The organism is Bacillus cereus group sp. RP37 (assembly GCF_040459695.1).
GTDB lineage: Bacteria > Bacillota > Bacilli > Bacillales > Bacillaceae_G > Bacillus_A.
Genome location: NZ_JARVHP010000001.1, coordinates 401,435 through 420,873, shown reverse-complemented (window position 1 = coordinate 420,873; position 19,439 = coordinate 401,435). Strand labels below are relative to the sequence as shown.

Sequence of the window (19,439 nt, the reverse complement as noted above, 5' to 3'; positions counted from 1 at the left end):
TCTAAAAACTTTTAGTAATCAAGAACTTTATGTTAGGTTTTATGACATGGACACGTTAGACTTGTTAACATACATGTTTTTTTCACGTAAAAATATAACCAGTACGTGCATGTATCTAATACTCAATCACTCATCCCATTCGACCAGTCATACTTTTAAGACAGTACGTTCCTACAAATAACGAGAGGAATGAATGAACAAAAAATTATATTAATAATTACCTCCCACCCTCTTCATCATTTACTACAACAAAAAAGACGAGCATCGAATTTATCTCGATGCTCGCCTTTTCATTACACTGCTTTTTCTTTATCCGTTACCGCTGGCTTATCCCAACACTCTGTATTCGTTAAACCTGGAATAGAATCTGCACTGAAGACTGGATCTTTTCCTTGTTTCTTTTGCCTTACATAGTCTGCCAAAGCAGCATATGCAAATCGCCCAAGAAGTGTAATCGCAATTAAGTTTGTGATTACCATTAGTCCCATAAATAAATCCGCCATGTTCCATACAACTTGAAGTGTTGCAACAGAACCGAATAATACCATTCCAACTACTGCAACACGATAAATCGTTAACCAAGTCTTACTTTGTTTAATGAACTCAATATTTGTTTCACCATAATAGTAGTTTCCTAGAAGTGAACTAAATGCAAATAAGAAAATAATAATCGCTAAGAAGCTACTTGCCCATGGGCCGATTTGTGAACTTAATGCATTTTGTGTTAATTCAATACCTTCTAAATTTGTTGCTTTATATGCATCAGAACATAGTACGATAAATGCTGTTGATGTACATACTAAGAACGTATCTACCAGCACTCCAATTGTTTGAATAAAACCTTGTTTTGCTGGATGCGTTACATCAGCTGTTGCTGCAGCGTTTGGCGCACTACCCATACCTGCTTCGTTTGCAAATAATCCGCGCTGAATACCATACTTCATCGCTGCACCGATACCGCCACCTACAGCTGAATCTAAACCGAATGCACCTTTAAAAATTTCTGTAAACACATCTGGTAGTAAATAGAAGTTTTTAATAACAACGAAAATTGCTACTGCAATATAAATAATTGCCATTGGCGGAACAATCATTTCTGACATACGCGCAATACTTTTTACACCACCAAAAATAATAACCGCAACTAATACCGCTAATACAATCCCAACAATATAACGCTCAATACCAAAAGCATTTTTAAATGCTAATGTAACTGTATTCGCTTGTACGGAGTTAAAAATTAAACCGTAACTAATTGTAATAAGGATAGAGAACCAAATTCCCATCCAACGTTTATTTAAACCTTTTTCCATATAATAAGCAGGACCACCACGGAAGCCACTGCCATCTTTTATTTTATAAATTTGTGCAAGCGTACTTTCTACGAAACTTGAAGACGCTCCGATAATCGCAATCACCCACATCCAAAATACTGCTCCAGGTCCTCCCATAGAAATAGCTAACGCTACACCGGCTAAGTTCCCGATTCCAATACGAGCTGCTGAACTCATACAGAACGCTTGGAAAGAAGATACACTACCTTTTTTACGCGTCTTTCCAGTTAATCCATCACTCATTAGTCGAACCATTTCCCCTAAATGAGTAATTTGTACGAATTTCAATTTAATAGAAAAATAAAGACCTAAACCAATTAACATTGCAATAAGAATATATGACCAAAGAATTGTATTCGTTGATGAAACAAATTGTTCCAAAATATTCATACAATTAATCCCTCCTTTTCTCCATAAATCGAATTATATTCAAAAAATATTCAAAAATCAACATTTTTCGACATCTCATAACTTCCAAATATTAGGTCCCTATCGCCAATACAATATTCTTTTATGATTTTACTTTCAGCAACTGCACATACTAAACAAAAATAATTTCATAAAACTACCCCATTGACAAAAACAACAACCTGTAACTATAATGATTACAACAGGTTGTAACAAGCCCAATTACAATACATTCATTTACTTTCAGATATACACTTTAACAAAACACTTTGGAGGGATTTATTATGAAAATCGGAATCATCGGAGCAACTGGTAAAGCAGGAAGTCGTATTTTAAAAGAAGCATTAGATCGTGGACATGAAGTAACTGCAATCGTAAGAAATGCTGCAAAAATTACAGAAGAAAACGTAAAAGTTTTAGAGAAAGATGTATTCTCTCTTACATCTAACGACCTACAAGCATTCGATGTAGTTGTAAATGCATTCGGCGCTCCAGCAGGAGAAGAACATCTTCATGTAGATGCAGGAAATGTACTAATTGAAGCTATGAAAGGTGCACCTAACACAAAATTACTTGTAGTTGGCGGCGCTGGAAGCTTATTTGTAGACGAAGAGAAAACAACACGTGTATTTGATACACCTGGTTTCCCTAACGAATACCTTGCAACTGCTCAAAACCAAGGGAAAAACTTAGAAATTCTGCAACAAACAAACGATATTACTTGGACATTTATCAGCCCTTCTGCACTATTCGCACTAGGAAAACGTACTGGTTCTTATACAGCTGGTAAAGACAATCTTCTTGTGAACTCAAAAGGTGATAGCTACGTAAGTTATGAAGACTTCGCAGTAGCAGCACTTGATGAAATCGAAAATCCAAAACACGTAAACGAACGCTTCACAGTTGTTTCTGAAGCTGAATAATAAAAGAAAAACGCGCATAGATACAATATCTATGCGCGTTTTTCTTTTATTATATTCCCTTTACTTGTTCTAATCCACTTTGAGTAACTTTAAATGAAACTTTTGTTAAAGCTAATTGCTCTTCTAATTTACTCTTTTTATACCATTGTAAACGACTCGGTTCTGCATGATACACTTCAATAACATCTCCATACTCAAATGGAGTGCCATTTACTTGCTCAGCAAAATTCTTTGAAGTCTCTTGCCCTTCTGCTGTTACATGCTTTTTCTCAGTTCCATTTTGATCGTATAACGTAATTCCCATATATAATTCATTTTTAAAGTAGCTATGAATTTGTTCATCTGTAGACGTTACATGTAGTTTCTTATCCTCATGATTTAACGTTACAATAGAACGAACAACATTACTAAGCCCTTGGTATACAATGCTATCTCCATATGTTACTTCTACTGGTACTTCCGTCACTTTCTTATTTCCAAAACGATCTTTCGTTTCTACTTTTACTTTTTGTTCACCAATTTTTGTTGTATTCGGTTTTTCTACAAATCCGATTACTTCTCCATCTTTCACCTGAACAAAGTCTTTCGCTTCTAATTTTTCAGCGTCTATTCCGATTACTACTTTTTGTGGTACTGCCGTTACTTCTTGTAAGCTTTCCATTTTTTCAAAACCTTTTTCCGTTATTTCAAAGTACAACTCTTGTTTCCCTTTACCGCTACTTACAAACTCATTCTTTTGATACCACTTTAATCGATCTGATTCTGCATGATATACCTTAATAACATCACCATATGCGAAGTTTACACCATTTAACTGTTCTGCAAAATTTTTAGCAGTCTCTTGTCCTTCTACAGAAATAACTTTCTTTTCATTTCCATTTTGATCATATAGCGTGATTCCCATATATTTTTCCTTTTCAAAGCGATAATGAACTTTAGAATCCGTTGATGTTGCCTGTAGCTTTTTCGTATTATGATCCGCAGTTACGACAGAACGCGTTGTATTACCATTACCTTGGAAGACTAAACTATCGCCATAGATTACTTCCAATGGTACTTCTGTCACTTCCTTATTTCCAAAGTAGTCTTTCGTTTCTACTTTCACTGTTTGTTCACCGATTTTTGTTGTATCTGGTCTTTCTACAAATCCAATTACTTCTCCATCTTTCACTTGAACAAAGTTTTTCGCTTCTAATTTTTCAGCATCTGTTCCGATTACTACTTTTTGCGGTACTGCCGTTACTTCTTGCTGAGCTTCTATTCTCTCGAAACCTTGCTCCGTTATTTTAAAATACAACTTTTGTTCTGTTTCCCCTTTTCCCTTACCTACAAACTCATTCTTTTGATACCACTTTAATCGATCTGATTCTGCATGATATACTTCCACAACATCACCATATACAAAATCTAAACCATTTAATTGATTTGCAAAATTCTTTGAAGTCTCTTGCCCTTCTGCTATTACACGTTTTTTCTCGTTTCCATTTTTATCATAAATCGCAAGACCCATATATTTTTCCTTTTCAAAACGATAATGAACTTTAGAGTCCGTTGATGTTGCCTGTAGCTTTTTCGTATTATGATTCGCCGTTACGATAGAACGTATCGTATCGCCATCACCTTGGAAAATTACACCATCACCATAACCAACATTCACTACAACTGGAATTAAATTTTTATTCCCTTTTTTATCTATAATTTCTACTTTTACAGTTTTTTCTCCAATCCCAGGTTTATCTTGTATAATTACACCTGTTACTTTTACACTTTCTCCTAAATTTTGTACAAGTTCGTTTGCTTTTTTCTCATCATATGTAGTACCAACTGCTACATTTTGTATTTTTGTATCATTCGGCTCACCATATGGAACTTCATATGGCTCAGTCTGTTTTTCTCGAATTGGATTACTATCTGTCGATAACCATATTTCTTTTTCTAATTTTGGTAAATTTAATTTTTCAATCTTTTCTCTCGTAGCATCATTTGCAATTAATCCCCATTTATCAAAGAAAGGAATTAAATTTTGTCCTGCGACTTTTGACGTCATATAAATAAACATCTGCTTTTTCTCTTCATCAGATTTAGGCAGTTCTGTATCATGTAACAAACGATACATTTGATGTAAATTCGGATAGAATTGATCCCCATAAGCTAAATGCAACTGCCAAAACATAACTAATTTCTCAAATACATCCATCTTTTCTTGTGCATCCGGTTTACCTAAATAAGCAAATGCAGCTTCATAGCGCCCCTCTTGCTCTAACCTTGTTTTATGCCCGAATGTAGTTTGAACTGCCAAAGAATAAATATTAACGGTTACTTCTCCAAGTCCATCCCATAACCAAGTGTCCTGTTGATGTTGATGTCCCACTTCATGCCAAGGCCCCCATCCATCATTAGTTAACTCTTCTAGATTTAGTACTGACTCTAAATTCCCTTTACTATAAGCTGTTCGATAATAAGTCGCATACATATAATTGTCCGTATACCAGTCTTCAACAAAATGAATGGAATGTTTACCTTGATTCGCAACACCCGCACCATCTTTTGATAAACCTGATATCTTATGTTCTATATTAATTATTTCATCGTGTTTCTTTAATAACGCAGCTGGATCTTCTTGCTTCAAATGTTCCTTCACAGTTTCAGGGTGCATAGTTAATAAACTATTTTCTCCCTTCATTTCTATTGCATATGGATTAGGATTCTCTGCCAACATACGCTTCCAATCTTTTGTCGTATGCTTTCCTAAAATAAATAAAGGATTTGGTGTACCACCTTTTTTCACTTTAGCGACTACTTCTCCTGTGTTGTGATAATTATAAAAGTATAATAGTCCCCTATTTGAAGAAGAAATTTTATTCTCACCAGGATTTAAATTGAATTGTTTAGGTTCTTCTTTTTCATAAGAATATGTGCCAATATAGGCTCTAATCTGTTGATTCCCTTCTACTTGAATAACTACTTCTTCACCTGGCTTTACATAAATGCCCGTTGGTTCATAAGGAGAAAAACTCATTCGACGCTGATGCAACTCACGCATCCCTTCTACATCACCTTTTGGCAGTAATTGATACACTCGCTCTTCTTGCTGTTTCTCCTTATCTTCAATCGTCATCTCTGCATACACCTTAGGTAATTCAAGTCCATATGGCGTTAATAACGTAGCTAAACAAACACCAGCTACTAATACCCTACTCGTCTTTTTCTTCGACATAATCTGTGTCCCCTGTCCTGTTTTTAAACAAACCATCCTATACATTCATTTAATGAAAAATCCTATTATTTTCATAAAAACATTTAACGAATAGACTAACACCTCGCACACCTATATCAATTACTACCGCATTTCTCTAAATATATTCGCTTTCTTACATTGTAAAATTTTTATGTAATATGCCCTCCTCACTTCTCTCTATTTGTGATGAGTTCTCTTCGTACATAAAAAGAGAATAATAAAAAATATAATTTAGTATTGTCATCTATACATCTAAAAATAGTAATAGAATCTTACATTTTCTTCATATATGACCATCTATAGGCAGTTTTTCCAACTGAATTGTACACGCTTTACACTTTGTTTGATAGCACTCCCAATCAGAATAATGTTACAATTCAGTGAATTTAATCCATTAATCTTAACGTTACGATTAATGGAATTTAATATTATTTTAAAATAAAAACCTGTCAAAAAAGATACTACTCTTTTTTAACAGGTTTTTTTATTAGTTCAGTATACGTTTCATTATAAATCCTTTTCCATTTATCCATTCACCTTCAATTTCACCAGTTAAATGAAACCCGATGGATTCATTTAATTTTTGGGCAAGTTTATTCTCTGGATGTATGCTTAAATATATAACTTTTCTATCATATTCTTTTTGTAAATAATCTATTAGCAAATGCAATAATGTTTTCGCATACCCTTTACCTTGGCAATTACTATCAATCATAAATTGATTTAAATATACAGCCTTCTCTTTTTCTTCAAACCAACCATACATCGCGTATCCGATTGGCATATCACCGTCATAAAAACCTACTGAAGCAGCCTCACCTTTATATTTTGTATCAGCATCGACTAAACACTCTGAAACCGTACTTTCAATACATGCAAGCTGTTCTCCCGTTACTTTTAAATTGGCAATTTCATTTCAATTTTCATCCGTTACTTTACAAATATGAAGAGTCATAATTCCTTCTCTCTTTCTAATTTCTCATTTTCATTATACCTTACGGTGGTGTAATGAAGCCAAAACAAACGAATTCTAACCCTTTTCGTACTTCTAAAGAAAAGGTGCTATAGAAATTTTTCGTGGCAAAATTTAAACCAATAAAAAAGCATTGGCAAATGCCAACGCTTTTTTCATCATCTGTTATATTGATTCGGTTTATGTGGTTCATTTGGTGTATAGGGTTTATTTGGTTTATTATCATGACCATTTGCTTTTTTCCAACTTACCGCTAACTCTGGACTTGTTTTTTCTTCACTACGCTCAAGTAATACTACTGCATTTTGAATTGTCGGTGTGCCCTTATGTGCAATCCCTTGTAACTTCGTTAAATTCCCTATTACTTTGAAACTAAATCCACCAGCCGGTGTTTGTTTCGGAATTAAAATGCGGAATTTCTCTCCCACATTAAATTCTGTTTTCGCCTCACCTTTTTCATTTACGAACTTCGCGCCCTGCGGTGCACCTGTTGCCTGTACTTTATACGTTCCACTTTTCGCGTTAGTTTGTACTGTGTATAAACCTGTTTCAAAAAACTCATCTTTTAATACCGCTTCTTGTTCTTCTGTAGGCGTTACACTCATCGTAATTTCTTGTAACTCTTCACTAGCGTTTGCTTTTGCAACGATATCTTTCGTTACCTTTTCTACATTTTTATTACGGAAATCTAAATCATTAATATCGATTTGTTTTAACGCATTCCATACTGCAAGCTGCGTTGCGTAATGCGCTTCTCTCCAATCAGAAACACCTAATTCTTGTGGACTCTTTTGTGGATATCCATTCAATAGTACGCGGTACACGTTAATATCCACTTTCCCCATTTCCGGTAAATCTTGACCGCTCGGAGATTTCAAATCTACATTTAAGCAAAAAGCAATTTTGCCATCTGCCGTTTTAATAAGTTCTGTTCGAATTGGCTTCTTCTTTGACTTACTATAACTCCAATCCATTTGATACTTTGTATGATCCATAACTTCTGCAAATGCTTTTTGAAGTGGGAATAACACAAATAAAACACTTAAAAGCATAGCTAAAAGTTTGAACGATTGCTTTATATTCATGTTTACAGCCCCTTATAACAAACTTAATACTAAGTAGTATTTATTTAGAAAATATTTTTATACACAAAAAAAGAGTGCATAAAAGCACCCTTTTTTCTTTCTTACTTGAATCTTAGAAATCAAAGTTATCAGGATCTGGACCAACGCGGTGATTTTGATTTAACGCATCGATCTTTTCCATATCTTCTTTCGTTAATTCAAAATTAAATACATCAGCGTTTGCAATAATGCGGTGTTCTTTCGTTGATTTTGGAATTGTGATTACTCCATTTTGAAGATCCCAACGTAAAATAACTTGTGCTGTTGTTTTACCATGTTTCTCAGCAATTTCTTGTAATGTTTCGTTATCTAATAATTGACCTTGCATAAGTGGTGACCATGCTTCCATTTGAATACCTTGTTCTTTACAGAAAGCTTGTAATTCTTTTTGCGTTAAACGAGGGTGGTATTCTACCTGGTTAATCATTGGCTTAATTTCCGCATCTTTCATTACATCTTGTAAGTGATGAATTTGGAAGTTACTTACGCCAATTGCACGTACTCGTTCTTCTTTATAAAGTGTTTCTAACGCTCTCCACGTATCTTTGTATTTCCCTTCTACAGGCCAATGAACAAGATATAAATCTAAATAATCTAGCTCTAATTTTTTTAAGCTCTCTTCATATGCAGCAAGTGTCGTTTCATATCCTTGATCTGCATTCCACACTTTTGAAGTGATGAATAAATCTTCTCGAGAAATGCCCGCTTCTTTTATACCAGCGCGGATTCCTTCTCCAACCGCTTTTTCGTTTCCATAAATCGCGGCTGTATCAATACTGCGATATCCTGCTTTGATCGCCGACTTTACAGCCTCTACCAGTTCTGGTCCATCTTCTACTTTAAATACACCTAAACCGAACCAAGGCATTTCTACACCGTTATGCAATGTTATTGTACTTTGTAAATTTTTCATTATATTTTCTCTCCTTTATTTTGCCTGATCTCTTTTTTCTAATGCCATACTCCATGCTGTTAAAATAACAGCACCTACTACCATAACGCCGCCTACCCACGCCGTATGAATTAACCCTAACGAGTTCGTTACAACACCGCCTAAATAAGCACCAAGAGCGATTCCTGCATTGAATGCTGCAATATTCATTGCTGATGCAACATCGACAGCGCTAGGCACAAAGCGCTCAGCCAAAATAACGACATATACTTGCAGCCCTGGAACATTCATAAATGCGAATAGTCCCATGAAAATAATTGTGATTAACCCAGCAACTTTAAATGGTGCTGTAAATGTTAAAACAAATAATACAATTGCTTGAATAAAGAACATGTAAAATAACGCTCGAATCGGATTATGATTTGATAATTTTCCGCCGACCATATTCCCAATCGCAATTGCGATTCCGTACACTAACAAAATGATTGTAACAGTACTTGCTTTAAACCCTGTTACTTCTTGTAGTAACGGAGATAAATACGTAAACGTTACAAATGTCCCACCGTATCCTAATGCAGTAATGATGAAAACAAGTAATAACCTTCCGTTCGTAATCAGTTTGAATTGATCACGAAATGATACGGACGTACCTTTTTTCAAGTTAGACGGAATCAGCATACTATTGGCGATTAAGGCAACGATTCCAATTACCACAATTACCATAAACGATGCTCTCCAGCCAAATTGTTGACCTATAAATGTTCCAATTGGTACGCCTGTAATGGTCGCAACAGTTAATCCAGTAAACATAAATGCAATTGCACTCGCACGTTTATTCTCTGGTACAAGCGCAGCCGCAATTGTGGATCCTATCGACATAAAAACGCCGTGTGCAAAAGCAGATACAACCCTCGCGATAAGTAACACGGTAAAACTTGTTGCCACTGCCGCAATTCCATTACCAATAATGAAAATAATCATAATCCACATTAATAACGTCTTTCGCGACATACTAGCTGTTAATGACGTTAATACTGGGGCACCAAACGCTACTCCTAACGCATATAAAGAAACGGTTAAGCCCGCTGTTGTAACGGAAACATGTAAATCCTCTGAAATAGATGGTAATAAACCGACACTAATAAATTCGGTTGTACCAATTCCAAACGCACTAATTGCTAGTGCCAATAAAGCAAACATACTTCTCCGATTCTTCTGTACTGCCGAAGAAGATATTGTATATGAATTCAATTGAACTCCTCCTTAATGCCAGAAATCCAATCATAATAGTATGAAAAAAGGCCTTTTTTCTTCTACAAAGATAATGTTACTGCTGATATATGCTATTATGAATGGCTTCACTCTTTTTTTGAAGAACGCACTTTAAAGTACGATAGGTACCAAAAAGTAACATAGGCACTTTTTAGTACCGTACTACTCATTTCCCTCTTACGTATGCTATTATGGAACATATTCAACATGATAAAAAGTACGTACTTTAAAGTGCTATAGGTACTTTTTAGTAACATTTAAATTATTTAGCTTCTTTTGTTGGAAAACTGAAATCTACATTCATCAAAGGAGATTTTTATATGAAGAAATATAATATTCCCGTTGAAGCAACTTTAGAGGTTATCGGCGGAAAATGGAAAGTCGTTATTCTTTGCCACTTAACGAAAGGGACAAAGAGAACGAGTGAATTAAAACGTCTCATGCCTGGTATTACACAAAAAATGTTAACACAGCAATTACGCGAACTAGAAGAAGATGGAGTTATTCAAAGAAAGGTATACAATCAAGTACCACCGAAAGTAGAATATTCTCTTACAGACTACGGTTGGTCTTTAGAATCCATTCTTGATTCTCTTTGTACTTGGGGCGAATGCCATCTTGAAAAAAGCGGTAATACATCGATGCTAATTACAGAGGGTGAACAATAAAAAAGGAAAAAATGAACATAAATTTGTCCATTTTTTCCTTTTTTTCTTTATATATACGTACATTTCTAACCTTATCAAAATAATTTATGCGCTTTCACGCCTTGTCAGTACTACGTTATACGCTTAATATCGAATAATTAGGAATCATTTTTATGTTAACATAGGTGTATATAGTATATAATATAGGATATATATTATATACACTTTCCGGTAACGGAGCTTTCCATTATGCGGACAAGCCATGTATCGGACAGTTCATAAATAATAGGTAAGACATTATGGTTTTGGATTTATGATTTCAGCTTACTTGCTGGCATAAATTTAAAGGCATTTTATTGTGCTTTGTGAAACTTTGTATAAAGTTTCGCAAGCGTTTACTATCTTACCTATCAAAAATAAGAGTATTGCTATCGTAAAGGAGAATTGGAGATGCCAGAAACTATGACTCAAACAAAGCCAGAACAAGAAACTGTACAAATTTCTGCTAGCCAAGGACAACTTGATGTACTTGATCAGTTGTTAAAACCTGAGGTACAAGAATCATTAACTACACTAGTAGAACAGCTTCCAAAATTAACTGAGCTTGTTAACATTTTAACTAAGTCTTATGACTTCGCTCAAACTGTTGCTACTGATGAAGTATTAAAAAGCGACACTGTTGGTGCAATCACAGAGCTTGTAGAACCTGTAAAAGATACAGTGAAAAGCATGGCTGCTACTGCAATCGAAGCGAAAGATCGTGCTGACGAAAGCAACGAAGTTATCGGCCTGTTCGGTCTATTAAAATTATTAAAAGACCCACAAGCACAAAAAATGTTCCGCTTTGTGAACGCATATCTTCAAATTAGTGCAGAACGTAACAATAAATAAGTTAACTTATAACAACAATTAGTAAAGACGGGGGATATCATACTATGTCAAAACAAATTGTCATCTTAGGCGCTGGTTATGGCGGTCTTCTTGCCGCTTTAAACGTACGTAAATATTACAGCAAATCAGAAGCACAAGTTACAGTGATTAATCAATACCCAACACACCAAATTATCACTGAACTACACCGCCTTGCAGCTGGTAACGTTGCTGAGCAAGCAATTGCAATGCCACTTACAAAGCTTTTCAAAGGTAAAGACATCGATCTTAAAATTGCAACAGTTGAGTCATTCTCAGTTGATAGCAAAGAAATCAAACTAGCTGGTGGCACTACTTTATCTTACGATGCACTTGTAGTTGCTTTAGGAAGTAAAACTGCTTACTTCGGTATTCCAGGACTAGAAGAAAACAGCATGGTATTAAAATCTGCTGCTGATGCAAACAAAATCTACAAACACGTTGAAGACCGTATTCGTGAATACGCGAAAACGAAAAACGAAGCTGATGCTACAATCGTAATCGGTGGTGGCGGATTAACTGGCGTTGAGCTAGTTGGTGAGCTTGCTGACATTATGCCTAAACTTGCAAAAAGCCACGGCGTAAATCCAAAAGAAGTTAAACTTCTTCTTGTTGAAGCAGGTCCAAAAATCCTTCCAGTATTACCAGACCACTTAATCGAACGTGCAACTACTAGCCTAGAAGCACGCGGTGTTACATTCTTAACAGGTCTTCCTGTAACAAACGTTGCTGGCAACGAAATTGACTTAAAAGACGGTCAAAAACTTGTTGCTAACACATTCGTTTGGACAGGTGGCGTACAAGGTAACCCATTAATCGGTGAATCAGGTCTTGAAGTAAACCGTGGTCGTGCAACAGTTGATGCATACCTACAATCTACTTCTCACAAAGACGTATTCGTTGCTGGAGACAGCGCTGTTGTCTTCTCTCCAGATGGTCGTCCATACCCACCAACTGCACAAATCGCTTGGCAAATGGGTGAGTTAATTGGATACAACTTATACGCAGCACTAGAAGGCAAAGCATTCGAAGAGTTCGCACCTGTAAACTCTGGAACACTTGCTAGTCTAGGACGTAAAGATGCGGTTGCTACAATCGGAGCAAGCAATACTCCACTTAAAGGTTTACCAGCATCATTAATGAAAGAAGCAAGTAACGTTCGTTACTTATCACACATTAAAGGTCTATTCAGCTTAGCTTACTAATCTGAATATAAGCCCGAATCATGCCCAGCATGGTTCGGGCTATTTTTATCCCGCATTATCGGGCAGTAAAAGCCCGATTGGTTCAACTAATAATCAGTGGGGATCAACCCCTCCCACTGATTAAAGTTTCACTTTATCCGTAATTTTCTCTAACTTATTTATTCGGCAGAAGAATAATATAACCCTTTTAATTATCTAAATTTACTGATTATTTTACGTCTAAATTATGTATACGAAAGGATGGAAGTATTGTTCCTACTCCCATCCTTTCACACAAACTATTCTCCTAACTTCACAAGGCTGTAGTTCTTCTTCCCTTTACGGATAATAATAAATCGTCCATCAAATGAATTTTCTACAGTTACATCCGTACCCACATCTGTTACTTTTTCACCATTCATAGAAATCGCACCATTATTAATGTCTTCGCGTGCTTGTCGTCTAGATGGTTCAATTCCTAAATCAACTAGCCATTCTACGATGTTTTTCGTTTCTTTTGAAGACTCGAATGTTGGCATCTCTTTAAAGCCTTGTTCAATTTCATCGGCTGTTAACGATTTAATATCTCCGCTAAACAACGCTGCTGTAATTTTCACCGCTTGCAATAATGCTTCTTCTCCATGAACGAATTTCGTCATTTCTTCCGCTAATACTTTTTGTGCTTCACGCTTATGAGGCTCTGTTTCTACCTTCGCTGCCAATTCATCAATGCGCTCCTTCGTTAAGAACGTAAAGTATTTCAAGTATTTAACGACATCACGGTCATCTGTATTCACCCAGAACTGGTAAAATTCAAACGGTGTTGTTTTTTCAGAATCAAGCCAAACCGCACCACCTGCTGATTTACCGAACTTCGTACCATCTGATTTTAATAATAACGGAATCGTTAATCCGAACACTTTCGCTTCGTGCCCTTCTAACTTACGAATTAAATCTAATCCACTCGTAATATTTCCCCATTGGTCACTACCACCAATTTGCAGTTGCACATCTTCTTTCGTGTATAAATGATGGAAATCCATCGCTTGCAAAATTTGGTACGTAAATTCCGTGAAAGAAATCCCTGTATCTAAACGACTTGCTACAATGTCCTTCGCTAACATGCTATTAATGCTAAAGTTTTTCCCGTAATCACGTAAAAACTCAATAATGTTTATTTCATGTGTCCAGTCGTAGTTATTTACCATCTTCACTTCGCTATTTCCGCCAAAATCAAATAGCTTTTTCATTTGCGCTGTTAACGCATCTACATTATGCTGAACCACTTCTAACGTTTGAAGTTGACGCTCTGATTGTCGTCCACTCGGATCACCAATTGTTCCTGTTGCCCCGCCAATTAAAATAACAGGATGATGGCCAGCTAACTGGAATCTCTTCATCATCATAAACGGAATCAAATGTCCGATATGCATACTATCACCAGTCGGATCCACTCCGCAGTATAGTGAAATCTTTTTCTCATCTACTAGCTTACGTAAACCTTCTTCGTCCGTCTGTTGATTAATGGCGCCGCGCCATTCTAATTCATCAATAATATTCATCTTTTGTCATCCCCTCTATTTTTTGAAAACAAAAAGTCCCTATGTCTATGACATAGGGACGATGATTCACCGTGTTACCACCCAGTTTGTATAAATAGCATAGCTACTCATACCACTCTTAGCAATAATATCGATTGCCAATCCGCTTAGCATTACCTAAGATACTCCAGAGTGTAATTCGCAAGTTTGTTTGTGCTAGGTTCCAGCAACCCCTAGCTCTCTCGTTAACAGTGACAAACTGCTACTGGGCTCTTTCAACGTATGTTATTTGTTAAATTATTAGCCATTATATTGAATTGAAAACAAATTGTCAACAATACCCAAATATTATTTCAAAATAATTCATACTTTTATACACTTTTAATTCAAAGATTACTGTAGATCTTCCCCAATAATCCTTACTTCTCGCTCTAACTTCACGCCAAATTTCTCTTCAACGGTCTTTTGTACAAAGTGAATTAAATCAATGTAATCTTGTGCTGTTCCGTTATCAACATTCACCATAAATCCAGCGTGTTTTAGAGAAACTTCCACTCCACCAATTCGCTTACCTTGTAGTCCTGATTCTTGAATCAATTTACCAGCAAAGTTATTCGGTGGGCGCTTAAATACACTACCACATGAAGGATATTCTAGAGGTTGTTTTGACTCACGTTTAAACGTTAAATCATCCATTTTTTCTTTAATTTCTTCACGTACACCTTCTTCAAGTTCAAATCTCGCTTCAAGAATAATGTAATGGTTGTTTGCAAATACACTCTTACGATATCCAAATTCAAATGCTTCTTTCGTCAAAGTACGTAGCTCTCCATCACCTGTCATTACAACAGCTTCTGTTAATACAAACGATACTTCCCCCCCGTAAGCACCAGCATTCATATATAATGCTCCGCCAACTGAACCTGGAATACCACAAGCAAACTCAAGACCCGTTAAATTATGATCTAATGCAATACGTGATACGTCAATAATTGCTGCACCACACTGTGCTACAATCGTCGTTCCTGTTACAGTCACACCTGTAATGTGAATTAAACTTACTGTAATTCCGCGAATTCCACCGTCTTTAATGATGACATTCGATCCATTTCCTAAAAACGTAACTGGAATATTATATTCGTTAGCATATTTGATAACTTCTTGAATTTCATCATAATTCGTAGGCGCAACAAATACATCTGCTTTTCCGCCAACTTTAATATGCGTATGATTCTTTAACATTTCATCTTGTTTAACATGACCTTCAGGCAATACCGTACTTAAATATTTATAAACCTCTTGCATATTCATTTTACGATTCCTCTATTTCTATATTCTTTTTATCCCGTTATACGGGCCCATAATATCCCCACGTACATGAAATGAACCTAAAGTGGTGGATACAGTGTACCCAAAATCAATTCGAGACACCTATAAACCTCTTAATTTATAAGAGGTGCCACTCATATTAAAATATATATTGCATAATAAAGCAACCAAAATGGGCTACTAAACTTGACATGTCATCAGAAAGACAACAATTTGTAAAATATATTACTTTTTCAAAACACTATCCTTCAGTATCTTACTATACCACACGAAAATAAAGTGGTATTTTTTTGTAATCTTTACTTTATTTTCATCAATAAAAAAGATGCTTTTACCTATGTAAAAGCATCCCTTTTATTACTTATTTTACTTTTCGTTCTCTTCTTTTTCTTTATCAAACCATAACAGCTCGTCATTATCAACTTCACCATTATAATTGATTAAGATTTCTTCTCCCGCTTTTATATCCTTATAAGCGAAGAAGTTAAACGTATGGTTCTCGAAGACAATATCATACGTTGCATTTGGTTTATATGAATGATTAAATAACATACCGTATCCTAAAAGGATTGCCGTATGATTGATCCCATACTCAAATGCGTAATCAGCAAGTAACGTTTTCTCAATGTGTTCATGCTGTTCATTCGGATAAGAGATAACTGGTGCTGCGTGTATCAACTCACCTTTTTTAATATCACGAGTTGCAAATACACCTCTATTAAATTCTCCATCACTAAGTTCAGAAGTCTTAACTTCGATCATATGCGTCACCTATATAATTCTTTCTTTGAAGTATTTTAATTCCGCTATTTGCGGGGTTCAACTAATAATTAGTAGCGTATAGCCCCACTAATTAAAGTCTCACTTTATCTCCTTAAGCTTGGCAGAAAACGCGCAGAAAAGCAATTAAATTCCTATCAAGTATTCGTTTAAATGAAAAAGAGCACACATGATGTGCCCTTTTCAACCGATATTACTTTTCTAAAATATCTTCTAGCAACTTCACTTGCTCGCTAACAGTATGTAACGTCTTCACTGATGTATCATTTCGATGTTTTTCTTCTTCCACACTCGCTAACACTTCTTCCGTAGCCGCAGAAGTTTGCTGGATTACGTTAGAAGCATGTGTAACATCCTTTACGATATTCGTCGTTTTAACTTGAAAATTTTCTTGATGATCAACAATCTCTCTCATTACATCATTAATTGTATCAATAAACTTCCCTAAATCCGTTACGTTTGTTAAAACGCTTGCTAGCATTTCGTTACATTCTTCTTGTACTCTTTCTGATTTTTCTACTTGCACTTCTACCTTACTCGCTTGATTACTAAACTCCTTCAAAATCCCTTGAATTCTCCCCGCAGAATGATTCGATTCTTCGGCAAGCTTTAATACTTCATTCGCTACAATAGCAAATCCTTTTCCATGCTCGCCTGCTCTTGCCGCTTCAATATTTGCATTTAAAGCTAGCAAACTCGTCTGACTGGAAATATTCGTTATTACATCTACAATTTCATTAATTTGCTTCGATTGCATCATTAAATCTCTAAATATAATTCCTGATTGTGAAACAACATCATTTAAACTTCTCATATTCGCTTCAAAATTTCGTAAAGTATGTACACTACCCTTTGAAATCTCTAAACTTTCATCCACACGAATCGATGCATTTCTTACTTGAGAAATGATTTGTTCAATATTCCCCTCCATATCGTTCAATACTTCTACCGAACGATGCATCATCTCTGATTGTGATTGCGTGCCAACTGCCACCTCTTCAAAAGCCAAATTAATTTCACTCATCGACTCCATCGATGTATTCATATTTTGTCTTAAATGATTGAAATTACTATCTAGTTTCACCACAGTTTCCTCAATAAGTCTTTGCGTTTCTTCTAGCTCCTGAGCTTTCCTCATTACTTCTTGCTTCTCATCACTTAAACGAGCTAACAGATTAGAGCCAATCTTCGTTACGCCCCACATTGCGATCGTTACGATCGCTAACAAACTCGCGAAGTTTGCAGCTTCAGATGCCGCTGTATAAGCAAAAAATTGCTCCGGCCAATAACTACAAAGAATAAATGTGATAACAACCGCCACTCCGCCGAGAATGATAACGAGACGTTCACTTAAATAAATAAGTGAAACTGCTAGTGTAAAGTAGACCATTTGAAATACCGCTGGGCTTTCATTAAAAGCTTGTACCATAATGAAAGACATCATAAGCAACATAAATGTCATGATGTATTTATACATTGATTCCATACTTTTTATAAAAGTAAAAAACGTTCCAAATACAACAACAGAAATACCACAAACCCAAAACGCTATTGCTCTCTCCGTAAAAATATATCCGTAATACCCAATCGCGATTATTCCAAGGAAGAAACTACAAATCGTGATAAACAGTAATAAATGATTTTTCTGTGATTCTTTCTCAAGGTTAGAAAAACAAGTTCTCTTTAACCACTCCATATATGAAGCCCCACCTTCTGCACTTAATTACTTCAGCTTAAATACCGCACTTACTGGGTTATGATCGCTATTTTCAAACTTTAAATCTTTCCCTTGTACATTTACAATTTCCACATTTGGTGAAACGATAAAGCCATCAATAATCGTGACAAAGTTTTCACCTTCTACATACTTCTTCACATCATCTCTCACCGTCATAACTGACGGATCTACAGCCCACTTAAAGCCTCCATCAGTAAAGTCCTTCGGTAACTCTACTAACCACTCAGGACGCTCTTTCACAAACTTCGGATCACTTAATTGAACGTCAGAAAGCAATTGATTCCAATCTCCGCCCATTATTACGTAATCACCATTTTTATAATGCTTGTTCATATATTCTTTTAAATACTCTACTTGCTGTTTTCTAATTTTCCCGCCTTCGTCATACGCAGACAAATGTAAGTTTACAAGTCTAACATACTTTCCATTATTAACAGGGATTGTATATTCAACAATCGCTCGATCTAAATCGAATAAACGCTTTGGCCAAGGTTCCATTCCAGGAAGCTGGAATCTCTTCGCTGTTTGAACCGTATATTTAGAAAACGTACTTAACCCGGCCTCCGCATATCCCATTGGACTTGTAATTGGTACAGGGACCCATTTTGTGTCATAGTTCTTTCCGAACGACGAAGCATAATCAGGTAATCCATTTTTCAAAAATTCATGCCCATTCACATCAAAAGATCGCAGTGATTTTATATCAACTTCTTGTAATAACGCAAAATCACTATTCTCATTTTGTAAAAACGAAAGCATATTCTTTAAGTTCACTTCAGTCTGTTCTTTACTACTAGAACCAGAACCCTTTCCTCCGTCCATAAAGAAGTCTTGGTCCTTATCTAATCCACCATATCCAATATTAAATGTTGTAACTTTAAATTCATTTCCTGTCGCTAATACGCGCTCTTTATTATTTTCCACCTTCAAACTTACAACATCAGCAGGCTGTTCTTTAGTAAGTGTCATATACCCTAAAAAACCACCGACAACTCCCACCCCTACTAAAATACATATTAGTACTATTTTTAATAATTTCTTCAAATAAACGCCCCTTTTCTAAAACACCCAACTTAATTATCTTTATTTTCAGTTAACTAAAACTGAATGACAGACATACGAAATATTTTATCACATTGAAAACCCT

The 19,439-nt window shown here is 35.7% G+C and carries 15 protein-coding genes and 1 other annotated feature; of the genes, 4 read left to right on the top strand and 11 right to left on the bottom strand.

From position 1 onward, the window contains the following. Nucleotides 1–293: 293 nt before the first annotated feature. Nucleotides 294–1,724, bottom strand: a complete 1,431-nt coding sequence (locus QCI44_RS02035; protein WP_088084565.1) for an alanine/glycine:cation symporter family protein — start codon at nucleotides 1,722–1,724, stop codon at nucleotides 294–296. A gap of 302 nt (nucleotides 1,725–2,026) precedes the next feature. On the opposite strand from QCI44_RS02035, the gene QCI44_RS02030 reads away from it, so the two are divergent. Further along, nucleotides 2,027–2,665 (top strand): NAD(P)-dependent oxidoreductase, encoded by a 639-nt coding sequence (locus tag QCI44_RS02030; protein WP_016085635.1) that lies wholly within the window; start codon nucleotides 2,027–2,029, stop codon nucleotides 2,663–2,665. A 49-nt stretch (nucleotides 2,666–2,714) separates the two neighbouring features. On the opposite strand, the gene QCI44_RS02025 is transcribed toward QCI44_RS02030, so the two are convergent. The 5 genes from QCI44_RS02025 to QCI44_RS02005 form a co-directional block, all read right to left on the bottom strand. Further along, nucleotides 2,715–5,882 (bottom strand): putative mucin/carbohydrate-binding domain-containing protein, encoded by a 3,168-nt coding sequence (locus QCI44_RS02025; RefSeq protein WP_033659972.1) that lies wholly within the window; start codon nucleotides 5,880–5,882, stop codon nucleotides 2,715–2,717. A 508-nt stretch (nucleotides 5,883–6,390) separates the two neighbouring features. Further along, a complete protein-coding gene (locus QCI44_RS02020) occupies nucleotides 6,391–6,813 on the bottom strand; it encodes a GNAT family N-acetyltransferase (RefSeq protein ID WP_353811519.1) in 423 nt (140 codons plus the stop codon). A gap of 221 nt (nucleotides 6,814–7,034) precedes the next feature. Beyond that, a complete protein-coding gene (locus QCI44_RS02015; protein WP_016085632.1) occupies nucleotides 7,035–7,961 on the bottom strand; it encodes a thioester domain-containing protein in 927 nt (308 codons plus the stop codon). A gap of 112 nt (nucleotides 7,962–8,073) precedes the next feature. Then, on the bottom strand, nucleotides 8,074–8,913 hold the full coding sequence (locus tag QCI44_RS02010) for an aldo/keto reductase (RefSeq protein ID WP_016135983.1): 840 nt from the start codon (nucleotides 8,911–8,913) through the stop codon (nucleotides 8,074–8,076). A gap of 15 nt (nucleotides 8,914–8,928) precedes the next feature. Further along, on the bottom strand, nucleotides 8,929–10,092 hold the full coding sequence (locus QCI44_RS02005) for an MFS transporter (protein WP_176553795.1): 1,164 nt from the start codon (nucleotides 10,090–10,092) through the stop codon (nucleotides 8,929–8,931). A gap of 392 nt (nucleotides 10,093–10,484) precedes the next feature. Between QCI44_RS02005 and QCI44_RS02000 the strand changes: the two genes are divergently transcribed. The 3 genes from QCI44_RS02000 (at nucleotide 10,485) to QCI44_RS01990 (ending at nucleotide 12,925) form a co-directional block, all read left to right on the top strand. Continuing rightward, nucleotides 10,485–10,832: a winged helix-turn-helix transcriptional regulator gene (locus tag QCI44_RS02000; protein WP_000760478.1), complete on the top strand. Its 348-nt coding sequence runs from the start codon at nucleotides 10,485–10,487 to the stop codon at nucleotides 10,830–10,832. A 429-nt stretch (nucleotides 10,833–11,261) separates the two neighbouring features. Beyond that, nucleotides 11,262–11,702 carry a DUF1641 domain-containing protein gene (locus QCI44_RS01995; RefSeq protein WP_001115309.1) on the top strand — a complete coding sequence of 147 codons (441 nt, stop codon included), beginning with the start codon at nucleotides 11,262–11,264 and terminating at the stop codon, nucleotides 11,700–11,702. 44 nt (nucleotides 11,703–11,746) lie between these two features. Beyond that, on the top strand, nucleotides 11,747–12,925 hold the full coding sequence (locus QCI44_RS01990; protein ID WP_000043197.1) for an NAD(P)/FAD-dependent oxidoreductase: 1,179 nt from the start codon (nucleotides 11,747–11,749) through the stop codon (nucleotides 12,923–12,925). Between the two features lie 278 nt (nucleotides 12,926–13,203). Here the strand turns inward: QCI44_RS01990 and tyrS are convergent, their stop codons facing one another. The 5 genes from tyrS to QCI44_RS01965 all read right to left on the bottom strand — a co-directional run bounded on the left by tyrS (nucleotide 13,204) and on the right by QCI44_RS01965 (nucleotide 19,336). After that, the gene (gene tyrS, locus QCI44_RS01985; RefSeq protein WP_016085629.1) at nucleotides 13,204–14,466 is read right to left on the bottom strand and encodes a tyrosine--tRNA ligase; all 1,263 of its coding nucleotides are present in this window, start codon (nucleotides 14,464–14,466) and stop codon (nucleotides 13,204–13,206) included. A gap of 51 nt (nucleotides 14,467–14,517) precedes the next feature. Then, nucleotides 14,518–14,733 (bottom strand) — a binding site (T-box leader). Between the two features lie 105 nt (nucleotides 14,734–14,838). Continuing rightward, the gene (gene murB, locus QCI44_RS01980) at nucleotides 14,839–15,756 is read right to left on the bottom strand and encodes a UDP-N-acetylmuramate dehydrogenase (protein ID WP_016085628.1); all 918 of its coding nucleotides are present in this window, start codon (nucleotides 15,754–15,756) and stop codon (nucleotides 14,839–14,841) included. Between the two features lie 384 nt (nucleotides 15,757–16,140). Continuing rightward, complete coding sequence (locus tag QCI44_RS01975) at nucleotides 16,141–16,536, bottom strand: SET domain-containing protein (RefSeq protein WP_000573647.1); 396 nt, start codon at nucleotides 16,534–16,536, stop codon at nucleotides 16,141–16,143. A 211-nt stretch (nucleotides 16,537–16,747) separates the two neighbouring features. Continuing rightward, on the bottom strand, nucleotides 16,748–18,250 hold the full coding sequence (locus QCI44_RS01970) for a DUF4077 domain-containing protein (RefSeq protein ID WP_016135985.1): 1,503 nt from the start codon (nucleotides 18,248–18,250) through the stop codon (nucleotides 16,748–16,750). Between the two features lie 27 nt (nucleotides 18,251–18,277). Beyond that, nucleotides 18,278–19,336 (bottom strand): endonuclease/exonuclease/phosphatase family protein, encoded by a 1,059-nt coding sequence (locus QCI44_RS01965; protein WP_016135986.1) that lies wholly within the window; start codon nucleotides 19,334–19,336, stop codon nucleotides 18,278–18,280. Nucleotides 19,337–19,439: the final 103 nt, after the last annotated feature.